A 22,236-nucleotide genomic window follows, 5' to 3' on the forward strand; every position below is an offset into this window, starting at 1 on the left:
GCAACCTCCAATATAAATTAAAATTTAAGATGATGTAAGGCGCAGGCCGATCACCCCGATTATAATAAAGCCAAGTGAGATGAGCTGCGGAGCGCGAATCCGCTCCTTAAACCAAAATAAGCTGACTGCCGTAATGCCGATGCTGCCGATCCCGGTCCAAACGGCATAGGCAACACCGGCTGAAAGTGCCTGCATGGCTTTCGAAAGGCAGAAAAAAGACAAAGCAAACCCCAATACCATGACAATAATCGGCCATTTTTTTCTTGTGCCGTCTACATATTTCATAGCGATGGCGGCAATGACCTCTTCGATTCCAGAAATCACCAAAAGTAACCACGGCATGATCAATCACCCCCTGACTGGGTATTGTTCTCTTTTGTAAACATTTTCATGCCAATAATGCCTCCCAACAGCACGATCAAAAAAAATATTTGCCCTCCTGAAAAGGGTTCGCCCATAAAAACACCCGTCACATATGTGCCGGCCGTTCCGATTCCGACAAATACGGTATAAGCCGACGCCATCGGAATGTTCCTGTAAGATCGTATCAGCATGAGAAAACTTGCCGCGATCAGTACAAAGATCATCAGCCAATCGGCGAAGGAATCCGCATGTTTAAGACCTGAGGCCCAAACCACTTCCAAAAAACCCGCAATAATGACGAGGAGCCAACTCAATGATAACACCCTTCCTGTTGTGAATGAACGTCAGTCATTTTTAGGCCGATAAAAAATGAACAGCTGCAGCCGGTCATTTTTCACTTGGTTCCTATGCTTCTCTTCAGAAAAGTAAATATTTCTTTTTTGAACACACTGAGCTCTTCGTCTTTTTCCGCCCCGATGTAATAACGTTCCGCTGTGTTTTCGACAAAGTTGATAATCGTTCTGGCCGTCCAGCGCACATTGATGTCCGGAATGACCTCGTTTTTCTCAACTGCTTTTTCAATAAGTCCTTCAAGCCAGGAATAATAAGGCTGATAGATCGCCTCCCATTTTTCCATCGAATGGTCAAAGGCAAGACCTGAGTAGCAAAGAACGATAATATCCTGATGAAGTTCCGTCATGTTGAACGTCTCATCGATCATGATGTCCAAGGCGGTCCAGAAAGACATGGTTCCGTCGACCTTGCTCTTAATATGGTCCAAAGAATGTGTCAGAAGATTTTCCGCGATCGCGGGAATCAATGCATTTTTGGATGAGAAATAAAGATAAAAAGTGCCCTGCGCAGTACCTGCTTTTTTCACGATATCTGAAATCGACGCCTTATCCAGCCCCTTTTCAGAAATGACTTCAATGGCCGCCTGCAAAATCTTTTCATATTTCCCGGACGTTTGCTTTGGCATGTTGCAGACCTCCCTAAAAATGAATGACTATCATTCATTTTAGTGGAGCGGCTTTTCATTGTCAACCGGGCGGCGCAGGACTTATTTCCTTAAAATTTCTTTAAAATCCTAAGCATAAGCTGTCTTTGGATATGAATCCCTTTTATACTTTACACATATACCGAAAACAGATGGAGTTGATATTGTTGAAACCGCTGATCAAGCTGGCATGCGGAGCTGCCTCTCTTATCGCAGCCGTCCTCGCAATATGTTTTGCAGTGAAACGGAGCAAAGACAAACAATAGGAATTAGGAAAAGTTCTCAGCAAAGCTTTTCTTTTGCTAAAAGTTTTTTTGTTGATCTCCCTGTTCATTTTAAAGAGAAATGCAATGCATAGTGATCATGAAATCGAATAATCGATTAGACCTCCTACAGCTTTCTATGAATCTTTTTGGACTATTATGCTATATGAAAATATGCACAAAAAATATAACACTTGGAAAATCAATATGATATAATCATTACTCTAATGAGTAAATAAAGAGCTTTTTTAAATATATAAACGACGAAGGGGCTATAGAATGGAACTTACGATCACCAGAGCACTAAGCGAACTCAAAATGTTGGATAAAAGAATCAAGCGGGCCGTAAATGAGAGCACATTCGGAGGTTTGATGATCGGAAAGAAACTGCCGAACGGATTTCGGACAGCCGAAGACTTGGAAACTAGGGCGAAAGCCGATTATCAATCAATTGAAGCCTTAATCAAAAGGCGAAATGCCATTAAGTCTGCCATTGTTGTATCCAACGCGACGACCAAAATCGAAGTGGCCGGAGTCAAGATGACTGTGGCTGAAGCCATCGAAAGAAAAACCTCCATCAGCTACGACATTCAGCTTTTGGATAAGCTGAAAGAAGTGTACGCTGATTTAGTCGACGAGGCCGAGAGCGTCAATCAAAAAGTAACAGAAAGACTAGACAAACATCTGGAGACTCTTTTCGGAAAAGACGGCAAAGTAAAAGCGGCTGAAAACCAGGAAATCGTCAAATCTTTCCTCGCTGAAAATGAAGCAAAAATCATCGATCCGCTGAACCTAAAAGAGAAGATCGATTCCTTGTCAAAAAAGATCGAGGACTTTGAAATGGAAGTTGACTTTGCATTGTCCGAGAGCAATACACTCACCAAAATCAAAATCGATTAACAGCCGATTGTTAGCCAACCGAAAACCGATAAAACTAAACACCTTCCGAGGGAAAGGTGACTCCCTCCTTTTATTTCATCTGCACAGCCAAAGAGACGCTGTGCCAACATTGAGATAAAAGCTCAAAGCTCAACGTTCAGCGTTTACAGCTTAAGTATCAAAGCTCTTAACAGTTCAAAGCTTACGCCTTAAAGTTAAAAGATCGATAAAATCTGGGAGAAACGGCTGCTTGAGCATTTGTTTACCGGCTCAGTCGGTTGCCGCCCAGCAGGTTGGCTAACAATGGATATCAATAACAAAAAAACGTCTATATAGACGTTTTTTTAGTGGATTCGCAAATCAAAGGATGCGCTCAATCTTTCTGTTTGTCCTTTTCTATATGCACCCAAAGATAATAAATCACCCCGCCTGCTAAAATAAACACAATCCCCAAGTACCTTTGTTCTGAGGGAACAAAAAATTGAAATAAAAACGCTAAAATTAAAGCCGGTACCATAATCATGAAGTATTTCTTTTTATCCAACATGTAGAACACCCTTGCATTAGTTTTAGCTAAATATACGATATAGGTGTTGTTTGGTTTCAATTTTTAAAGATTCCGCTCTGATTTATGACAATATGAATCTGGAATAATGACGAAAACCTCAAAGGTCTTTTTCTTTATGCAAAATATAATGGCCGCGGGCAGGTTTTTTAATATCTGGGCGATGTTTCATTAAGCTCTTCATAAATGTCGTCATGTTTTTAATCGGAAAGCCGGTTTCTTTCTCGATTTCAGTTTTGAGCTTAATGCCTTTCAAGCCCTCTTCATAGCGGCTTAAAATGTTTAAGGCAGCCTCACGCTGTATGGTTGTTTTTGATTGGAAAATAGTATGAGATGGAGTTTTGATGGGTGGATGTTTGTCAACGGCAATCTGGGATTGTTTTAATTCCTCTGCTGCAGCGCTTGCCAAGTCGATTAATGAAGATTTTTTGTTAATTGCGGGATCACTCTCCTGATCCAATTCACGCAGCTTCGAATAAATGTCTTGTCGTTCTTTCCGCAATTCCCGCATCACCTGAATCTCCGCATCACCTAGCTGTTCAAGTCTCAAACGCAACGCTTCTCTTTCGTCGAACATATCTCCCACATCCTAAAATTAAGATTCCATTATAGTTTATAGGACTTTTTTAACTTTAACAATTTATTTAAAAATAAATTCAAGAAAAGTTCTTTTTATCGTTAAAACGCATAAGGAATATAAAGGATGATTACGTTATTGATGTTCTTGTATCAATCGGCATATCCTTCGTCCGTCTCCTCCAAATCATATGATCATATCCTTTCCCCCAATAATCCTTCAGCATATAGTCAGGCTCGCCGAATTTCTTCTTCCATATTTTCTGTGCACCGGGATAACCGCTGTCCAAACAAAATTCCTTCACTCCCCGATTCAGAAAGGTCAAAAACATAACGTTGAACAGCAAAGACCCGATTCCGCGTCTTTGATAATCCGGGTGGACAAATACCGTCCCTACCTCATATAAATCCTTTAAAGCCCCATCCGTACAAATATCGATCAATTCGCTTGCAGGGCCATATTCGATTGTACCGATGATTTTATTCAGACGTTGATCTGAAGCGATAAAAAAATGCCGGCTCTTCCCTTTGCTGTCTAAGTCTGCTTTCAAGTATTGCCTCTTACTTTCAATTTCACTTTCTTGATGATCAAGCAGATCGGATATCCCCTCTTTAGCAAAAGTATCCTCGACCACGATTCTGAAAAACTGATTCAGCTCTTCAACGTCGTCAATTTGCGGCCTTCTGATCTCAATCTCGTTCATTTTAAATCACTTCCTTATTCAGTGATTGTCGTTTCATTTATACCACGGAATCTTGGTTAATTTCATTATTTCTGCGTTCTCTTCATCTCCGGTTTTCCACTCCACTTTGACTGATAACGCATGCCCGATGACATCCTCTTCAGGCATAAAATCAAAAGTCGCGATATGATCTTCCATATGGCCTCCGTCATCCATTTCCTCTCCGGTATACTCAGAAAGATCGTATTCTCCTCTATCATCATACTTTTTGCCGTCTATGTATAAGGTGATTGTTTTCACAATCGTTCTTTTCGCATCTTCTTTCGCGCCATCCCAATACAAATTCAAAAAATAATTAGGCCCGATTGACGTTTTATCTGATTTCTCAATCGAAGCATGCCACAGACCGCTTTCCCCCTCTCCTTCATACACCACTTTCTTTCCGAAGATCATTGCACTGACATATCCCCCGCCAATTAAAAGCAGAAATGCGCTGCTGATTATCAGCAGCCGTTTGAGTCCATTTTTGTTTTTCATCATTTCCCCCGCTTTCATCACAATAGTAGTGATGACGGTGAAAAAAGTTACGCAAAAAAGGCGCCATAAACGGCACCTTTTTAAAATCATATTTCCTCGGAGTATTCAGCGCTTTTGACCAATAAATTGAATGACATGAGACAGGCCGTTGTGCCAAGCCCCTTCATGACGAACGACTTCTCCCATAAAAAAGTGGACAATACGCCAATCTGAAAAGGTTTGTAAAAATTCTTCCGGTGTATATAAAAGCTTCGGATCCTGCGGCCCGCCGCTTTTGTAAGGAATTTGGTGCGTCGAATACACTTCCGTCACGAAAAATCCCCCGGGCTTCACGGCTTCTTTTACTCCAAGAAGTGTTTTTCGACGCAGCTCTTCTGGAAAATGTCCAAAAATACATACAATCTCGTCCCACTGCCCTTGATTCCAAGACGCTTCATTTAAGTCAACAAGCTCCGTCTTCACCGATACATGACGGGTTTCAGCAAGCTTTTTCGTTTTCTCCAACCCTGACTCGGCATAATCCCATGACGTGACGTTCATCCCTTGTTCTGCTAAAAAAACCGCATTGCGCCCCTCGCCTTCTGCAATGGCTAAAGCATCACCCGACAATTGAAGTTTTTTCTGCGAATCTGCCAAAAACGCATTCGGTTCCGTTCCATACACATAGTTCTCATCTTGAAAGCGCTCGTGCCAAAAGTTCATCGTTTTTGTTCTCCTTTTTTTAGAAGCTTTCATATCAATGATATACCCGTTTCTTTTAGATGATGCATCTCATTTTCGCTTCGCAGTCAAACTCGATACTCTCCTTCGAATTAACCCTTATCATTTGTTCGCAAATGAACAATAATCATGATGACGCCTAAAATGAGAAGCAAAACAGGATAAAACAATACAGATGATTGAAAATAAACCGAAGCTTCACTATTGCCATCTGCATCCATTATATAATGAGGAAAAGCAACAGATAACACCTGTAAGAAAAACAGCGTTAATAGACCCAGCAAAATTGAAACAAATCCGGAAACAAAGTACATAAAAAAACCTCCTATTCGCACATTTTGAAAATTGCCAGCTTTTTAATAAATTAAAGAAATTATCCCTCATGAAGCTGCTTTAATTTTTTTCGGATGAAAGAAATCGTATCTAATGCCAGCTTTTTACGACAAAGAACAATTCCGGCATGGCCACAATTGTAGAGATGTCTTTCGGGTTTCCCCCAGCTCTCCCATAACTTATCGGCATCCTCTAAGTGAACATATTGGTCATGAACGGCGGAAATCAGCAAAATGTGATCTTTGTTAACTTTCGGCACAGCCTGACTGGGATCTGTAATTTCCCAATATGTTTGTAAATCTTCATATGTCACACCGTACTGTTCCAATTCTTCTCTTATGAATTTACCCGGGATGGTATTCCATATCGCATAAGAAAGACGATTGGCATAAAATATCGATACCACGATGTCGATTTCAGTCTCAAGGGCAGCCAGTAAATTTGTCATCCACCCGCCTAAACTGACGCCCACTATAATAACAGGGCCGGTTTTATTTGCTTTGATCCAGTGAATGAGTGCCCGTAAATCCACGACAGCTTGTCTTGTTGATTCAACTGTACGATTCAAATTCGCACTTATCATCAATTCACCGCTGTAAAGCGAATGTTCCGGCTCTCTTTCAAAATGATACGGAAGAGAATAGTAGTACATGTTCCAGCCTAAATCGTTCATCATACGATCATGAAATATCTTTTTTATTCTGTCGTATGAATCCATTCGCCAGCCGTGTACAAAAATAACATTAGGTTGATCTATATCATTCTTATTTAAAAAAACCTCGCCTTTTAAACTATCATTGACAGGGTCCCCGGATGGAATGATAGATTCATAGCTGAAATGTCCAGCCAAATAGTTTTTTCTCGCTTCATGAAGAGTAAAGGAGACATCAGCCGCTTTTGCTTGATAGAATTCGTCCCTGTCAATCGAATCCAATGAAAAAGCGGAAAAGTGTTTTTTTTTACTTCTTTTCCTGTGCAAATCATATAACGCTAAACGATCGATCATCTTTGCCAAAAACACTTTTTGTCCTCCTGATTGGTATAAGTAATGGTGCTTTTTTGATTGAAGGCAGTTCCGCCAAGTCCTTTCACACAGACCATTGGCCATTTAATCGGCTGAGCCTGATGAATCCACGAAGCTGCCTTGACAAAAGGGGCTGTTCACAACACCAAATATCAAAGGTAATTATGATTGCTGCGGTTTATCGGGTAGAACTTGCTTTATTTTCACCAAGAGAACTGTATTCAAACAAGAATGCTGTTATAGTTGTTCTAAAAATGCTAATAGTTCTGAATCATTAATTTCAAAAATTATAAATTGAATATAATCTATTTTGTTCGTATCAGGGAAAAGAAAATGATTTATCGTAAATTTCGTGGCGGATTTCCCCAACATACCGGCAATACGCAGGGCGATGTCTACATTTTCAAAGTCAATATCAAAGGATGCAAACTCTTGAATCTCTTGATTCACATAGTAATTCTTTACTTTTGTCTCCATTGGGTTTGATGGGTTTGACGCGCAATTAAGAAATTTCCTTAGTTTTTCCGGATCGAAATTCATCAATAGTCCCCTTTAAAGTATAGTGGATGCAACTTTTATGTAGAGTAAGGCCTTTGCTTACGGTCCTTACCGATATGCCATACAAACTGTTAGGATTAAAGCAAATGGATACAAAACCGATGCTAATCTCTGCTTCTTTTCATCAATATGAATGAAGTTTTTACGAGATAAAAATTTGCGAATCTCGGGTAATAATATCAAAATAACTTGGGACAAGAAAGACAGCTTTTGCATCAGGGTAAGTGGACTAAACGTAAACCCGACTCCCGCATTCCCTCCTATCGTTGTCCATTACATATAAAAATTAAGGAAAGGGATGACGAAGCAAAATATAAGTCTATATTGATTAATATAACAATCGTATTTTTCAGCATTAATGCCTTTAGAAGAGAAAATCTAAATCCGTAGATGAAAAGAAAAAGTGTCCCCATGCTTAATATCGGCTGCTTGATAAAATACGCCAATACAAAAGCTATTAAAAACATAATTTACTCCCTTGCAACCATTGTTAATCATCACCATTATACAACAAAGGAAAGAATTTCTGGACGAAATGATGAATTCAGCAAAACCTGCACGAGATCATATCAAATCATCTTTCCATTTTTAAATTCTAGGACAATCTTTTCTCATCATCTCCCTGTAATCTTTCTCCATACCGAAAGTAAGTTACTTTTCTCAGCTGCAGTAAAGTCGGTGTTTAATTTGAATTCAAACTTTTCATTCATGTGTCTCGGTATGACATGAAAATGCAGGTGCTTAATATCTTGCTGAGCAAAGTGACCGTTGTCTGAGAGTATCGTGTAATCATCACAAATACCTGAATGAATTAATATTTGAGGTACTTTAATTAAAGAATCCATTATTTCATTAGATAGATGGGGATCGTTAATATGATCGAGTCTTTCAATATGCTTATTTGGTATGATTATTGTATGGCCACATGTAACAGGATTTATATCAAGAAATGCTGTTACATCGTCATTTTTATAAACCTCATAACTTGAAATTTTTTGACTAACGATTTCACAAAATATACATTTGTCCATTTCACTACCCACACTTTGTTAAGTGTCCCTCTCTTTCTGAAGTTTTTTCGGATGCCCAAACTCACAACTCGTTAAGATCCTTTATAAACTAGAGATATTTGAAAAATGATCTAGCTATGTTTAATCCGAAATTCGAAATGATTACCTTCCTTTATTAATCCAAAGAATATTTTCCCTGCATGTTAAAATAGAGAAAGAAACCGAACTTTATTAATCGGTCTCTTTAATATTGATTTCTTTTTCTTATAAACATTCCCAAAATACACCCGACAATTGCCGCTGCAACATTGAGTATAAGTTTATTCTCCAGGGATAAATTTTTGGAAGAATACTCAATATAAAAAGTCACTAAAAATACAGCAATACCCGCGAATACCGGCGGCAAAAATCTAATAACAATCTCCCCTTCTGATAATTTTTCATTGCTTCGAATTCTTTCATTTAATCTAATCATTTGTCGGCAGCTTAGCATGCTACCTTATTTTATATACAGATAATAACATATCAACCTATATATAGATACAGTTCGATTGATACATGAGTTATTTCCTTAAGACAGCGTTTGGAGTTGCGATTGAAAATCAGAAATTCTTATTGCCCAGTAATGATCGATATAGTTAAAGATCTGCGGTTTTTTTAACTTCATTAATATCACTATAATTTTAAGGAGTCAGTTGGATGTTTATAAAATATAATGAATATGATTTACTAGAACTTTTTGAGAGTGAGCCAGCCAGTATAGCTGATGATCCAGAGGCTGGCGAATTTATTTATACTTATAAAGATAATCAAAACTTCAAGTTAATCTTGACGCTGGATGTTTATCAACTAACTTGCAGCCTGGATATAACCTATAAAGATTTCGCGGTATTTACAGGTGTTTTTCAAAACGTAACTAGCATTAAGAAAGTTGAAAATTTCATGGTTGTAAGTATTGGAGAAGAAGAGAGAATAAAAGTAAAATTCACTAAGCAAGTTGGAGTAGAATTACTTTAAGCTTTTAAGTTGTGTTGAAAAATAACTTTCTTGGCGGGATAAGATTGCATTTATCGAGTGCTGTTATTTATCTTCGTCTTTCTTTAGACTCTCCTTTGTAAAAACTTATAAAAACGTCTTTAACTTAATAAAACGATATCTCCTCATAGTCAATATCATTGATGAGCTGTCCAATCGTTGCAATGCGCTCATCTTCTAATTGTTTAATAAATTTCATATAATATGTTTCCCACTCGCTCTTTGCTTCAGAGCAGTCAGCAACAATGTCAATGAAATTGAGGATTCCCCCTCTTAATTCTTCATAAAATACAATTTTCGCAAAAATGGCCAATTCAAAATTCCCAAACGTAGCAAAAAGTGCGTTATATTCGTCGTCAAACAGACATCCCGAATTTAGCAAATCCAAATAATCATGCAGTGAAACAAAATGATCGCGGATCAGCGATATTTTTTCTGCTGTGTTTTTTCTTTCCATGATGCAATCCACCAATTTCCGCATTTCAATATCACTCATGCGATCATTTTCATTTAACATTAACGCTATTGGTTTTTCTCTCTCTTCAATTTCTCTGATGATCAACATTTTGAAGCCATCAATTTCCGCAGCGTTATTTACCCTTTGAATACATTCATTGCGATACAAATTGATATAATCAGTAATCGTTTGATCTGTCTTTAAATCCCGCTGTAACCGATCAAATGCTTCGTTAATCAAGTTTGCCCTTTTATCAGCATGGCAATCACTTAACAACCGACTCAACCTGTCATATTGAACTTCAGAAATTCTGACTTGATTGGCTTCGCCCCCGGATAGCAGTGAAAAAACAGCATTGTTTATCATTAACTCAAAAATATTAAAAAGTTCTATGCGATAATTAAAGCGGCATATTCTCCCGAAGTTTGTCAAGATATACATTAGATCTTGATGGTTAAAAAAGTGACAGAATCTCGTTTCTATCAGCAGTCGCTCTAAATACTGTTTAATATAAAAAACACCTTGCAGTTCCATGTTGTCAATAGCTAAAGGATAGTCAATGCTCGCCATCGTATTTTGAGCTTCAAAAATAATATTATAATGATTCATAAATACAGGTAACGATTCGTCAATGGTTAAATTATAAGCATCAACAGGCACATCTAACTTTAATTTTTTTACGTCTTGATACAATTGTTTAGCTTCTTCAAAATAACAGTGAAGTAATTCGACACCTTTGGTATATATTTTTTTTATACTATCAGAACGTAAATGTACGATAACCTCTTCAGGTTTCTCAAAATGGAGAGCATAAGCATCTATTGCATACATGAGGGAAACCATAATCCCTTCCGCCGTTTCTGTAGTAACCGACGTACTTTCCCCTTTGGTATACTGGCCTATCAATCGTTGCAGGATTTGCATAATCTCTACCTGTATCTTGTAAGCTTTTTCGCTGGTAATAACTCCAACCCTTTGGCCTTCTTTTAGAAGCGACAACATAAATTGGCTTTGCTTTAACTTTGATTTATCAATCGTAAAATTTGAAACCAAATCATAGCGATTTAAAGTATTTTCTTTTCCCATGTTATTCATCACCTTTATATAAAGACTCACTTCTCATCGTATTTCTTCTGAAACTCTCCGCGAGTTCCTCCATTTTACTTCTTAATAACTCTAAAGACCCCGCAGAAGGTCCGTTAAAACACTCCATCATCTGATGAATCAGTTTCATGTCACCTATCTTATCTTCTGTTTCATTTCTGAGATAATAAAAAATCTCCTGAAGCTCGATTAACGTTTCGACATCATGATCCTCATCCATATAGGGTGAAGCAGCAAACACCTCAATTAATTCCTTTAGTACTTCAATCCCAAGCTCTATACGTCCATGATCATGAAGCACTTTATTTCTATAAACGATTAATGTTTTGATATCGCTGGGTGTTAAGATCAAGCCATGCTCTTTTGTTTTTTCATTTAATTCAAGCAGTTCCATCATAGGTTTTGATTGAGGGGATAATTGAATGGAATTCAAAAAACGAGATAAGTTCATAACCTCTCTTCCTTTCAAAAGCATCTTTTTTAAAAAAAACATTGACTTTTTATATCTTGTGTGCTATGATAAAATTAGGTGTTTTTTATAACAATAATTAATTTATTCTATTTACTTACATATGTCAATAGTTGTTTTTCAGCAGCATTGTTTCTTTCCCTCTTAAATCAGCTTTTTATTCCTCAAGACCAATTTAATTTCCCTTCAACTCAACAGATTTCGTTCAAAATTTTTATCTGCTTATACTTCATTCTATTAATTGTTGTGTAATTTAACTTTTCTATTTTTTGTCTTAGACCCGTAAATACCATCAGTGACGGTCCCGCCGCTTTCTGACCGTATTGCCGTCAATACCTTGCTCTCTTAGGGCTAAAGAACAGCCAACGTTTCCTGAACCTGACGTACAGCCGCTCCTTTCATTTCATGCGTTTGTCACTTTAAAGATGCCGACCAACAGTGTGTTGGATGATTTCTTTCCATTTGTACTAACTTTTTTCAAACTAAAAAGGCTGCAGCTTGCAACCTCATTTTGTTAACCTTTTTGTTTCAATGCCTCTTTCTGTTCTGGATATGATAGGTTTTCATTTCATTTTCGACAACAAAAGAAATAAAGACATTTCAATAAGGAACTCATACTAGAGAGTAAGTGAATGCCAGTGTTCATAGTGAGAACTCCGAAGGAACTATAATGTCCGAGTTGAAAACAAACGGTTTTGTTCTTCAGTCAAAGAATGAAATAAAGATGCTTATTTCATCGACATCTCAATCCTAAATGTGGTAAAATCGATGACAATGTTAACCATAAAAAGGAGGATTATGTGTATATGAGTATTATTATTTTGGCATCCATACTTTTATGGAGTGCATTAATCTATGAATTAAGTAAATCTCCAAAAAAGCAAAACAACCGAAAAATTGTATCTTTGATATCTTTGGGCTCTTTATCAACCTTAGTTATTACTATTTCGCTTTTTCAAAACCTCCCGTTTTAAAAAAATTGTTTATAACTAAATCTATCGTATATGTCGTCGGTGTGGTATTGTTATAAAAAAAACCCTTCTTGCAAGAAGGGTTTTTTATTCATTATTCTCTTCTTTATTATCCAATTCTGGAAAATCCTCAATCATTGATCGAATATCTTCAACAAATTCTTTCTCTGTATATTGACCACCCCCGTGTTTTAGATTATCCAGTTTTCCGCAAATAACCTTAAGGGTTCCCTTTGCGTGCTCTTCTTTAAGGCCGTTTACTTTGTTTATCATCTTATCCAACTCAAACATTTAATAGTTTCCCCTTCGCTTATTGTTCCCCTAAATATAACATATTCATTCCAATCAGTATTTGGTCACTTTTGCCGCGTCATTCCAAGCTGACCACACTTTTCGCCTAACACACGTGGTTTTACTCTTGGAATTCAGGTACAGACATGAAATATATTAAGAAAAGCAGCTGATGTTTACTCCCAATATCAGTAAGAAACTTGACCAAGATAGAATCGAAGATTACGAAGGTTATGTCTCATCGATTATGGAGTTAGATTGAAACTTCAAATTTTTTTGGTCATATTTTGGTCACCCAATCTTTTGACCAAAATTCAACCCCCCCTGGCACCACTGGTGCCAAGGGGGTTCCTAGATTAATACTGAGACATATACTGCTCGCGCTCCCAAGGGTGGACTTGTGTGCGGAACATATCCCATTCGATTTCTTTTGCTTCGACGAAGTGTTCGAATAGATGGTCGCCGAGGGCTTTGACCATGACTTCGTTTGATTTGAATTCTTCGAGAGCGTCTGCGAGTGTCGCAGGAAGGTCGACGATTCCGTTTTCGAGGCGCTCTTCTTTTGTCATGACATAGATGTTGCGGTCGATCGGAGCCGGTGCTTCAAGCTTGTTTTTGATGCCGTCAAGTCCTGCTGCAAGAAGTACGCTCAAAGCAAGGTACGGGTTCGCAGAAGGGTCTACGCTTCTGACTTCTACGCGCGTGCTGATGCCGCGGGAAGCCGGGATACGGATCAATGGGCTTCTGTTTTGCGCGCTCCATGCCACATAGCAAGGTGCTTCATAGCCTGGAACTAGGCGCTTGTAAGAGTTGACAGTCGGGTTTGTCACAGCTGTAAAGCTTGTTGCGTGCTTGACGATGCCGGCGATGAATTGCTTTGCCGTTTCACTCAGCTGAAGGTCAGTGTCTTTGTCAAAGAAAGCGTTGGCGCCGTTTCGGAAGAGTGATAGATTGCAGTGCATGCCTGATCCGTTTACGCCGAACAACGGTTTTGGCATGAATGTTGCGTGCAGGCCATGTTTGCGCGCGATTGTTTTAACGACGAGCTTGAACGTTTGGATATCATCGCAAGCGCGGATGGCTCCAGCGTATTTAAAGTCGATCTCGTGCTGTCCAGGTGCAACTTCGTGGTGAGACGCTTCGATTTCAAAACCCATTTCTTCGAGCTCAAGTACGATGTCGCGGCGGCAGTTTTCGCCAAGGTCAGTCGGCGCAAGGTCGAAGTATCCGCCTTTGTCGTTCAGTTCAAGGGTAGGCTCGCCTTTTTCGTCAAGCTTGAACAGGAAGAATTCCGGCTCCGGTCCAAGATTGAAATCTGAGAAGCCCATGTCTTCCATTTCTTTCAAAATGCGCTTCAAGTTGTTGCGCGGATCGCCTTGAAACGGCGTGCCGTCCGGATTATAAATATCGCAGATGAAGCGGGCTACTTTACCTTTTTCGGCGGTCCACGGGAAAATCACAAATGTATCTAAATCAGGGTACAAGTACATATCGGATTCTTCAATGCGGACGAATCCTTCGATTGAAGAGCCGTCGAACATAACCTTATTATCAAGTGCTTTTTCCAGCTGGCTCACAGGAATTTCAACGTTTTTAATCGTTCCAAGAATGTCTGTAAACTGAAGGCGAATATATTTTACATTCTCCTCATTTACTAGTTTAACAATATCGTCTCTTGTATACTTTGCCATTCGTAAAACTCCTCCTCTAAAAGGTAAATGTATATAGCAATGCAGTTGCTAACAAATTAATGAAAAAACCTGGACATGTCTCCCTGGCGGAATGTCGTCCCTCTTTGGAAACGGCCTGCTTGGATAAGCTCGTTTTTCAGCAGTTTTCTCAGTTCTTCATCCGACAAGTTGTGTTTCTCTGCTTTTTTCGGCTTGTCTTGTTTGTCTTCTTTTTGTTCGTTTTCTGTTTTGGCGAAAATTTGTTTGATCCCCGCCATGTTTACACCTTGTTCGATCAAATCTTTAATTTCGAGCAGCTTATCTACATCATGGAATGAAAATAAACGTCTGTTCCCTTCACTTCTTGCAGGAAATACCAGTCCATTTTCCTCATAATACCGAATTTGTCTTGCGGACAGTTCGGTCAGCTGCATGACGATACCTATCGGAAATAAGGGCATTGAGCGGCGAATTTTATCACTCATCTCAATTTCCTCCTTTTCTTATATAAATTTATTATATGTGATGTTATATAATGTGTCAACATGATGTAAGGATTCTTTACATGAAAATATTCTTTATTTTCTTTACATTAATCCCTGCTTCATGAGCGCATCCACAGCACTGCATATCGCATTCTTCACATGGGAATAGGTTAATCCGCCTTGGACATATGCCACATAAGGCGGTCTTATAGGGCCATCCGCTGATAGTTCAATGCTTGCTCCCTGTACAAAAGTGCCGGCCGCCATAATGACATCGTCTTCATAGCCCGGCATATAGCTCGGATATGGTGTCACATGGGCGTTGACAGGAGAAGCGTACTGAATGGCCTGACAAAACGCGATCATCTGCTCCGGGGTGGAAAATTCGACAGACTGGATCAAATCGGTCCGCTTGCTGTCCCACGAAGGATTCGTCCTAAAGCCGAGCTTTTCAAGAAAGCGGGCTGTGAACACGGCTCCTTTTAATGCCTGGGAGACGACATGCGGCGCAAGGAAAAAGCCCTGGTACATTTCCTGAAGGGTGTACAACGACGCACCGGCTTCACTTCCGATTCCAGGTGACGTCATTCTGTAGGAGCAGGCTTTCACCCATTTTTCCTTGCCGGTGATATAGCCGCCTGTTTTAGCGAGGCCGCCTCCCGGGTTTTTAATCAGCGAGCCTGCCATCAGATCCGCTCCAACATGGCACGGCTCACGCTCTTCTACAAATTCGCCGTAGCAGTTGTCGACGAAAACGATGATGTTTTCGTTTACTTCTTTAACAAAGCGAATCATCTTCTCAATCTCATCAATTGTAAAAGACGGACGGTCTGCGTATCCTTTTGAGCGCTGGATTCCGACAACTTTTGTCTGCGGTGTGACGGAAGCTGCCACGCGGTCAAAATCAACGGCTCCTTCTTCAGTCAGCTCGACATGGCTGTATCCGATCTGGAAATCTTTCAAAGACCCCGAGTTTTCCTCACCTCTGACGCCGACGATCTCTTCGAGGGTATCGTACGGTTTGCCTGTGATGTAAAGAAGTTCATCTCCCGGGCGGAGAACGCCGAATAAAGCAATTGATATCGCATGGGTTCCCGAGATGATCTGCGGTCTGACAAGGGCCGCTTCACCGCCGAAGACGTCGGCATAGACTTTTTCCAGCGTATCGCGGCCGATGTCATCGTAGCCGTAGCCAGTCGATGGTGTGAAATGCGTGTCCGATACTTTGTGCTTTCTGTAGCTTTCAAGCACCCTCCACTCATTTCGTTCACTGATTTCATCAATTGTTTTATGGATCTGAGCGATATCGGTTTCAGCCTCCACCGCCGTTTTTTTTAGTAGATCTCCGTGTTTTAATGTCTCAAACATGTTCTACAGTGTCCTTTCCTACATATACTTCTTCAGCTCTCCCAAAATGTTTTGGTCAGGGAGAATATATCCTTCCACGTCATATGCTTCGCGATCTTCGTCAAAAATGGTGCTGTTCGTCATTGTCTCAGACTTGATTCTCGACAACAGCCTTCCTTCTGAAGCGGGAATTCTCACATCATACGGAACGAGCAGTTCCTTTTTCAGATAGTCTTCAACCGCCTGCTTAAACAGCGGCAAGTCTCCGTCTATTTTGGCGCTCGTCATGATATGACCTCTCCCTGAAGAAGGGATGAAATCCGGCCGCTTCCGGTCTCTTTTATTATAGACGGTTAAAACGGGAATATCATCGGCTTCAAGTTCTTCAAGAAGGCGCTTGACCGTCGCTTCGTGGCCCTCGTAGTCTTCGTGTGAAGAATCGATCATATGAAGAATCAGATCGGCTTCTTTCACCTCTTCGAGCGTCGATCTGAAAGCCGCGATCAAAGTCGTCGGCAGATCCTGAATAAACCCGACCGTATCTGAGAGCAGCACGCTGTATCCGCTCGGCAGCGTCATTTTGCGGGTCATCGGGTCAAGTGTGGCAAACAGCAGGTTTTCTTCATAGCTGTCGGCGTCTGTAAGCCTGTTAAACCATGTCGATTTCCCTGCATTGGTGTAGCCGACGAGCGCGATTTGCAGTACGCCGTTTTTCTTTCTTCTTTCTCTGTATCTGCTTCTGTGGCGAATGACGGTAGACAGCTGAACATTGATTTCATGAATCCGGTTTCGGATATGGCGCCGGTCGGTTTCCAGCTTTGTCTCCCCTGGGCCTCTTGTTCCGATTCCGCCGCCTTGCCTTGACAGGTTGATTCCCTGGCCGCTTAACCGCGGGAGGGCGTATTGCAGCTGCGCCAGCTCAATTTGCAGCTTTCCTTCCCTTGTCCGCGCGCGTTTGGCGAAAATATCGAGGATCAACTGCGTCCTATCGATAATTTTCACGTCAAGCGTTGTGACAAGCGCTTTCAGCTGACTCGGCGACAATTCATCATTAAAAATTAAAACATCGGGCGACAGCTCTTCACAGAGCACCGACAATTCATCTACTTTTCCTTTTCCGATATATGTAGCAGCATCCACACGGTTCCGCTTCTGCGTGACCGTGGAAACAACCGTTCCATCGGCCGTTTTCGTCAGCGCGGCGAGCTCTTCCATCGAGTATGAAAAACGCTCATCAGATACGTGCGGAAGCTGGCATCCGACTAATATGGCTTTCTCTTTCATGACTTCCTGTCCGTTCAAATGATCATGTTCCTTTCTTAACGTTAGTCAATAAGCAGTACTATCATAACAAACGGAGGGAGCGGTTGCCAGAAATCCTCGAAAATAAAAAAAGAACGCGCCATTATACGTGCGGCGCGTCTTCCTTCAAGTCGAGATCCTGGCTTTTAATGGTTATCAGATCATTCTTTAAATAGCAGTCTCCCATCAGTAGTCTCATCGCCTGCGACCGGATGGATTTTTCGATCAGGTTGCGGACGAAGCGGCCGTTGCTGAACTTCGCGGGGCTGACCGTGCTTTTGACGGCCATCAGATGGTCTTTCAGCTTCCATTCGGCCTCAGGGCTGAACTGATATTCCCTTTCCGCCATCATCCGTTTCGCAATGTCCATCAGCTGGCTGACTGAGTAATCGGGAAAATCGATGCTGATCGGAAACCTTGACTGAAGGCCTGGATTTAATGAAAGAAAATGATCCATTTCCCGCGAATATCCGGCGAGGATTAAAATAAATTCGTTCCGCTTATCTTCCATATGTTTGACTAATGTATCGATTGCCTCCTTGCCGAAGTCTTTCTCTCCGCCTCTGGCAAGGGAATAGGCTTCATCAATGAACAGGATTCCGCCCATCGCTTTTTTGATTAAATCCCTCGTTTTTTGCGCCGTATGACCGATGTACTCACCGACAAGATCGGCGCGCTCCGCCTCGATCAGATGGCCTTTTGAGAGAACATTCATCTCGTAAAAAAGCCTGCCGATCAGCCTGGCGACGGTCGTTTTTCCGGTTCCCGGGTTTCCTTTGAACATCATGTGTAGCGCCTGTTTTCCGGCTTTAAGGCCTTGTTCTTCGCGCTTTTTATTGACGAAAATCCAGGCGTAGATTTCCTTAATATTGCGCTTCATTTCCTCCATCCCGACCAGCGTGTTCATTTCCCTTTCAATTTCCTTCAGAATGCTGTGTTTGGCTTCATTTTTTTGCAGTGCGGCCTGATATTCGGCTTCAGCCTCTGAATTGGCCAAAACCTGCTTTTGACCGTTCAGTATGATATTGATTTGTCCGTTGTTTTTATAAGTAACAGCCCTTTCCAACACACTCACCTCACCATTCTCTCTTTATATCCTATTCATGGCGCGCTTAAGCCGTGACAGACGCCCACATGACTGCGCATTCCGATGTTTTTTGAGAAGGACGGGGCAGGTCTTGTTGAAACCTGCGCTTTCCCGAGAAATACTTTATTTCTTATTGTATTCAGGTAAGCTGTGCGGACAAACCAATTTTTTATTTCTGTTTGCTTTTTTGGTGAATGCTTAACGGGTTGACATGTTAGATTGGAAGAAAATGATGAATGATGAGGACCTTTGGAAAATGGATCCAGTCAGTCTGAAGATTGTTGCGGCTGTTGCTCAGCTCAGTTCTTTCATCTTCTCTTTGTTAGCTTTTGATTGAGTAAATCCTAAGTGATGAAATGCGTGGCAATTAACGCATATTAAATCAAGATCAATTACTTTTACTACAGATTAGCAACAGGATGACAATTGTTTATTATTATTAGTTTTAATCTAATGAAACAATTAATTATTGAGATTTGAGTATTTACTTTCATTATATCTTTAAGCTTTCTAATATCTAGATAAAACGATGGTTTTTATTCGCATTCATTGTATTCAAGATATAAGTTAAGCCATTCTTCTTCCTCTGGGAATGGCTCCTTATTTGTACGATACCATCCATTAAAATATGCTACCAAATGCATCATTATCTCTTCTGCTCGTCCTTTAGAATCCATTCCTAATTGAGTAAAACCATTTTTGCTGCTTAATGGATCTTTATCTCCTGGTTTATCGAACTGAACAAGAGCTATATAATATCTTCTGAGTCTGTACCAAAAGGTAATGCTTCCCCCGGAATGGTCTCCAAAATGCATTACATCTACTTTCGGCTTAAAGCCTCTTAATCTTAAATAATCAGCGATTTCTTCAGCACCAAATTCTTGATCTATTTGCCCTCTTTCTTTGAGTACCAAAATTAACCCCTCTACGTAAAATGATTATTAGAGCTAAAATTCATCAATTATTAAATTTAAAGCAATAAACAACAGAACAATTGCTATTACAATAATTGTTTCGATAGTATAGGTTCTGTGATTTTTCTTCTTTTTCATTTCCTCCCTATATTTTTCTTGAAGCTCTTTCCTCTTCTCATCCATTTTCATTATTAGGCTCCCCTTTCGCCAAAACCAAAGTATGAACCTATTTTCGAGTCGTCTAAACAATGGGCACTTAAGAAACTAAAACGTAAGACATACGAAACCTGTGTTTTGGTTCCATTATACAACAAAGGAAAGAATTATTGGCCAAACTGAGAAACAAATAATATGATTCCTATCCCTGCGCTCATCGCACCAAAAAGATTAAATCATCGTAAAGTCGAAACTTATATCTGAAGGTGATTTAATGGAGAATCGGAATCTCTAGACAACTAAAAAGCGCAGCAACAACAATAAACCCTAAGATTAGCTGCCATCCTTGTTTAGCCCACCAAATCACGTATAATCCTCCTTAAAATGTTTTAGACCCTATTCAGTTCGTTTATTTAAAATTAAAGCTTGCAATTAATTAAAAAATGTGCAGTCAATGGATACTTGTTGCAGCATTTCATTTCCTTAGCTGTGTCCTTTTTCATATTGTTATTTTTCGTAATAATAAGCTTTGACCCAATAATAGTTTCTCCCCTTATGTTCACACCATTCAACAAATCCCTTTGATTGTTCTTTTGTAAACATCACCCAGTCATTCAATAGATCTTGATAATAGTTAAGTGCTTCGTTATTGTTTTTTCTTGTTTGTTCACATTCTACTTTGTTATTTAACTGCCGGGACTTAGCAAGAAGTACTGTATCTTCTTTAATATCGCCAAGATATAAATCTTCAGATATATGATGAAATGAATACCAAAGAGCATTCAAATAAATATCGATTAGCGTTAATAGGGATAATTGTTCATTGCTGCCACCACGTCTAAGTGCGTTGTTTAAGTAATCGACACGTTTTTCAGTATTTAAAAACACGCCATACCATCTATATGGTCTTGGATCTTCGGGATTACTCTTCATCCATCTCTCAAGTAAAGGCTTCAAAAGTTCCTCCTCCAAAGGATAAACGAGTATATGATGAATATTATCTGATTCTTCAAATAAGGCAAATAGCCAACTGGCAAAATGCTGTTGTACATTATTATCCCACGTCTTTGCTTCATCAATAAAGGCGGACAATGCTTTAAAGGATTCCTTTCGCAACCCTTTTTCTTTGAGGAAACAAAACTTTTTAAATAATGGATATGCATCCAATCTGTCATTTTTTAAGACATTTGTTAAGACATTTACCATTTTCACATCTCTCTTTGCTCAGAATAAAACCGTAATTTTTATTCAAAATCTCACTTTTTTGTTCGAAAATGAACAATAATTAATATTACACCTAAGATCATTAACAATACAGGATAAAATAACACAGATGATTTAAAATAAGCTGAAGTCTCTTCATCACTAATCCCATCAATCACATAATTAGGAAAAGCAACAGATAACAACTGTACAGAAAATAACATTGATAGCCCCAGCAAACACGACATGAATCCTGATATAAAGTACATTTATAACCTCCAAAAAATAAAATAATTCCCTTCACTAGAATGCTATCTTCCCCAAAGTTTCCGTTAGTCTCTCTCTGATACTGACTAGTGTTTCAAGTTCATGTTAAGCGCTATATAATTCAGCATCAAAATATCCTTTTGCATATTCATTAAAAGCCTTCATATTTATTTTCCTACTTTTTCGAAGATCGTGATTTATACTCTCTTCTAATAGATGATTTTTTTACCCACCATTGAGTGCCCTTATTAGACCCGCTTAATACTTCTATTAATGCCAAGTTATCTTCTTCTAAAATTTTTATAATTTTTATTCTTTGATGCTTTGAAATAGTAATTGTCTCCCCTTCAACGTTGAATAAATTACCGGAGTTTTTCTCTAAATTCTCAATAGAATTAGCACCTGTAATAGACTGTCCGAGCCGTAATTCATCCCCTGCTTTATCGTCTCCTCCACTCCCAATCACGTATAGAGCTGCCATTACTACAAAAACCAAAAGAACGCCAGCAATTCCATAAAGCGCTTTTTTCATGAGTTCTATTAATTTATCTACGAAGTTGATTATTGGATTATTTATATATTGGTGTTGTCTGTTTTTCACTCGTGATTGCATTCTGCCCTCTTCTTTCTTATTTTCTTTATTGCGTCATGGTGATCATTAGGGTACTCAATATAGCTTCCGTCATCCCAATGAACAGCAAATGTTTTTTCACCAACCATCTTCAGTTCTCCTTCAGTCACGTTTCCATCACCAAACCATGTAACCCGATTCTCATTTAAAAACACCTCCAAGTCATATTTCGGATAAGATTGATCCGATTTCAAACTCGAAGGTGTTTTTTTATTTGTCTCATCTTGTGGGGCAGTCCGGCAGTTCCCTCGTTTGTTTATCAAAAATGGCACGTTTCGTTTTTCTGCACCATTCGTTTTTTTGAACGCGGGCGTAAACATGCGGCGTTCTCACTGTGTT

28 protein-coding genes are annotated in these 22,236 nt (G+C 39.6%); 2 read left to right on the plus strand and 26 right to left on the minus strand.

Features of this window, described 5'->3' with window-relative positions; all coding sequences use genetic code 11:
• Positions 1-24 precede the first annotated feature (24 nt).
• The 3 genes from M1D90_RS11935 to M1D90_RS11945 form a co-directional block, all read right to left on the minus strand.
• The gene (locus M1D90_RS11935) at positions 25-342 is read right to left on the minus strand and encodes a DMT family transporter (protein ID WP_456282792.1); all 318 of its coding nucleotides are present in this window, start codon (positions 340-342) and stop codon (positions 25-27) included.
• Between the two features lie 2 nt (positions 343-344).
• A complete protein-coding gene (locus M1D90_RS11940) occupies positions 345-677 on the minus strand; it encodes a DMT family transporter (RefSeq protein WP_020451572.1) in 333 nt (110 codons plus the stop codon).
• Positions 678-757: 80 nt separating this feature from the next.
• The gene (locus tag M1D90_RS11945) at positions 758-1,342 is read right to left on the minus strand and encodes a TetR family transcriptional regulator (RefSeq protein ID WP_020451571.1); all 585 of its coding nucleotides are present in this window, start codon (positions 1,340-1,342) and stop codon (positions 758-760) included.
• Positions 1,343-1,902: 560 nt separating this feature from the next.
• Between M1D90_RS11945 and M1D90_RS11950 the strand changes: the two genes are divergently transcribed.
• Positions 1,903-2,523 carry a hypothetical protein gene (locus M1D90_RS11950; RefSeq protein WP_020451570.1) on the plus strand — a complete coding sequence of 207 codons (621 nt, stop codon included), beginning with the start codon at positions 1,903-1,905 and terminating at the stop codon, positions 2,521-2,523.
• Positions 2,524-2,875: 352 nt separating this feature from the next.
• Here the strand turns inward: M1D90_RS11950 and M1D90_RS11955 are convergent, their stop codons facing one another.
• From M1D90_RS11955 to M1D90_RS11995, 9 genes are all read right to left on the minus strand, one after another.
• Positions 2,876-3,046: a hypothetical protein gene (locus M1D90_RS11955; protein ID WP_162157328.1), complete on the minus strand. Its 171-nt coding sequence runs from the start codon at positions 3,044-3,046 to the stop codon at positions 2,876-2,878.
• Between the two features lie 121 nt (positions 3,047-3,167).
• Positions 3,168-3,644: a Rok-like winged helix domain-containing protein gene (locus tag M1D90_RS11960; RefSeq protein WP_023857607.1), complete on the minus strand. Its 477-nt coding sequence runs from the start codon at positions 3,642-3,644 to the stop codon at positions 3,168-3,170.
• 130 nt (positions 3,645-3,774) lie between these two features.
• Complete coding sequence (locus M1D90_RS11965; protein WP_023857608.1) at positions 3,775-4,347, minus strand: GNAT family N-acetyltransferase; 573 nt, start codon at positions 4,345-4,347, stop codon at positions 3,775-3,777.
• Positions 4,348-4,380: 33 nt separating this feature from the next.
• Complete coding sequence (locus tag M1D90_RS11970; RefSeq protein ID WP_026579661.1) at positions 4,381-4,863, minus strand: DUF4944 domain-containing protein; 483 nt, start codon at positions 4,861-4,863, stop codon at positions 4,381-4,383.
• Between the two features lie 105 nt (positions 4,864-4,968).
• On the minus strand, positions 4,969-5,565 hold the full coding sequence (locus M1D90_RS11975; RefSeq protein ID WP_023857610.1) for an SAM-dependent methyltransferase: 597 nt from the start codon (positions 5,563-5,565) through the stop codon (positions 4,969-4,971).
• 110 nt (positions 5,566-5,675) lie between these two features.
• The gene (locus M1D90_RS11980) at positions 5,676-5,897 is read right to left on the minus strand and encodes a hypothetical protein (protein WP_026579662.1); all 222 of its coding nucleotides are present in this window, start codon (positions 5,895-5,897) and stop codon (positions 5,676-5,678) included.
• Positions 5,898-5,956: 59 nt separating this feature from the next.
• Entirely contained in the window at positions 5,957-6,937 is a 981-nt protein-coding gene (locus tag M1D90_RS11985) for an alpha/beta hydrolase family protein (protein WP_095290603.1), read from the minus strand.
• A 240-nt stretch (positions 6,938-7,177) separates the two neighbouring features.
• Positions 7,178-7,480 carry a hypothetical protein gene (locus M1D90_RS11990; protein WP_039072733.1) on the minus strand — a complete coding sequence of 101 codons (303 nt, stop codon included), beginning with the start codon at positions 7,478-7,480 and terminating at the stop codon, positions 7,178-7,180.
• A gap of 632 nt (positions 7,481-8,112) precedes the next feature.
• A complete protein-coding gene (locus M1D90_RS11995) occupies positions 8,113-8,541 on the minus strand; it encodes an HIT domain-containing protein (protein WP_026579666.1) in 429 nt (142 codons plus the stop codon).
• A 666-nt stretch (positions 8,542-9,207) separates the two neighbouring features.
• On the opposite strand from M1D90_RS11995, the gene M1D90_RS12000 reads away from it, so the two are divergent.
• Positions 9,208-9,525, plus strand: coding sequence for a hypothetical protein (locus tag M1D90_RS12000; protein ID WP_039072731.1), 318 nt, complete (start codon positions 9,208-9,210; stop codon positions 9,523-9,525).
• A 124-nt stretch (positions 9,526-9,649) separates the two neighbouring features.
• Here M1D90_RS12000 and M1D90_RS12005 read toward each other — a convergent pair whose 3' ends face one another.
• The 14 genes from M1D90_RS12005 to M1D90_RS12070 all read right to left on the minus strand — a co-directional run bounded on the left by M1D90_RS12005 (position 9,650) and on the right by M1D90_RS12070 (position 22,217).
• A complete protein-coding gene (locus M1D90_RS12005; protein ID WP_035338642.1) occupies positions 9,650-11,086 on the minus strand; it encodes a DUF6179 domain-containing protein in 1,437 nt (478 codons plus the stop codon).
• A 1-nt stretch (position 11,087) separates the two neighbouring features.
• Positions 11,088-11,555, minus strand: a complete 468-nt coding sequence (locus tag M1D90_RS12010; RefSeq protein WP_020451555.1) for a DUF6323 family protein — start codon at positions 11,553-11,555, stop codon at positions 11,088-11,090.
• A gap of 1,076 nt (positions 11,556-12,631) precedes the next feature.
• Positions 12,632-12,835, minus strand: a complete 204-nt coding sequence (locus M1D90_RS12015) for a hypothetical protein (RefSeq protein ID WP_035338640.1) — start codon at positions 12,833-12,835, stop codon at positions 12,632-12,634.
• Between the two features lie 356 nt (positions 12,836-13,191).
• Positions 13,192-14,526: a type I glutamate--ammonia ligase gene (glnA, locus tag M1D90_RS12020; protein ID WP_020451550.1), complete on the minus strand. Its 1,335-nt coding sequence runs from the start codon at positions 14,524-14,526 to the stop codon at positions 13,192-13,194.
• A gap of 56 nt (positions 14,527-14,582) precedes the next feature.
• Positions 14,583-14,990: a MerR family transcriptional regulator gene (locus M1D90_RS12025; RefSeq protein ID WP_003182143.1), complete on the minus strand. Its 408-nt coding sequence runs from the start codon at positions 14,988-14,990 to the stop codon at positions 14,583-14,585.
• Between the two features lie 102 nt (positions 14,991-15,092).
• Complete coding sequence (locus M1D90_RS12030; protein WP_101560874.1) at positions 15,093-16,358, minus strand: methionine gamma-lyase family protein; 1,266 nt, start codon at positions 16,356-16,358, stop codon at positions 15,093-15,095.
• Positions 16,359-16,376: 18 nt separating this feature from the next.
• A complete protein-coding gene (hflX, locus tag M1D90_RS12035; RefSeq protein WP_101560873.1) occupies positions 16,377-17,639 on the minus strand; it encodes a GTPase HflX in 1,263 nt (420 codons plus the stop codon).
• Between the two features lie 103 nt (positions 17,640-17,742).
• Positions 17,743-18,708: a stage V sporulation protein K gene (spoVK, locus tag M1D90_RS12040; protein ID WP_003182136.1), complete on the minus strand. Its 966-nt coding sequence runs from the start codon at positions 18,706-18,708 to the stop codon at positions 17,743-17,745.
• 554 nt (positions 18,709-19,262) lie between these two features.
• Positions 19,263-19,640, minus strand: a complete 378-nt coding sequence (locus M1D90_RS12045; RefSeq protein ID WP_103750441.1) for a hypothetical protein — start codon at positions 19,638-19,640, stop codon at positions 19,263-19,265.
• Between the two features lie 33 nt (positions 19,641-19,673).
• Positions 19,674-19,829 (minus strand): hypothetical protein, encoded by a 156-nt coding sequence (locus M1D90_RS12050; RefSeq protein WP_023857627.1) that lies wholly within the window; start codon positions 19,827-19,829, stop codon positions 19,674-19,676.
• Between the two features lie 474 nt (positions 19,830-20,303).
• Entirely contained in the window at positions 20,304-21,002 is a 699-nt protein-coding gene (locus M1D90_RS12055) for a hypothetical protein (RefSeq protein ID WP_145654415.1), read from the minus strand.
• Positions 21,003-21,052: 50 nt separating this feature from the next.
• On the minus strand, positions 21,053-21,268 hold the full coding sequence (locus M1D90_RS12060; RefSeq protein ID WP_145654414.1) for a hypothetical protein: 216 nt from the start codon (positions 21,266-21,268) through the stop codon (positions 21,053-21,055).
• Positions 21,269-21,441: 173 nt separating this feature from the next.
• Positions 21,442-21,879 (minus strand): hypothetical protein, encoded by a 438-nt coding sequence (locus M1D90_RS12065; RefSeq protein WP_026579677.1) that lies wholly within the window; start codon positions 21,877-21,879, stop codon positions 21,442-21,444.
• Positions 21,864-22,217: a hypothetical protein gene (locus M1D90_RS12070; RefSeq protein WP_075213269.1), complete on the minus strand. Its 354-nt coding sequence runs from the start codon at positions 22,215-22,217 to the stop codon at positions 21,864-21,866. The genes M1D90_RS12065 and M1D90_RS12070 overlap by 16 nt, the downstream gene beginning before the upstream one ends.
• Positions 22,218-22,236 lie beyond the last annotated feature (19 nt).

The sequence above is a fragment of the Bacillus sp. JZ34 genome, assembly GCF_053903205.1.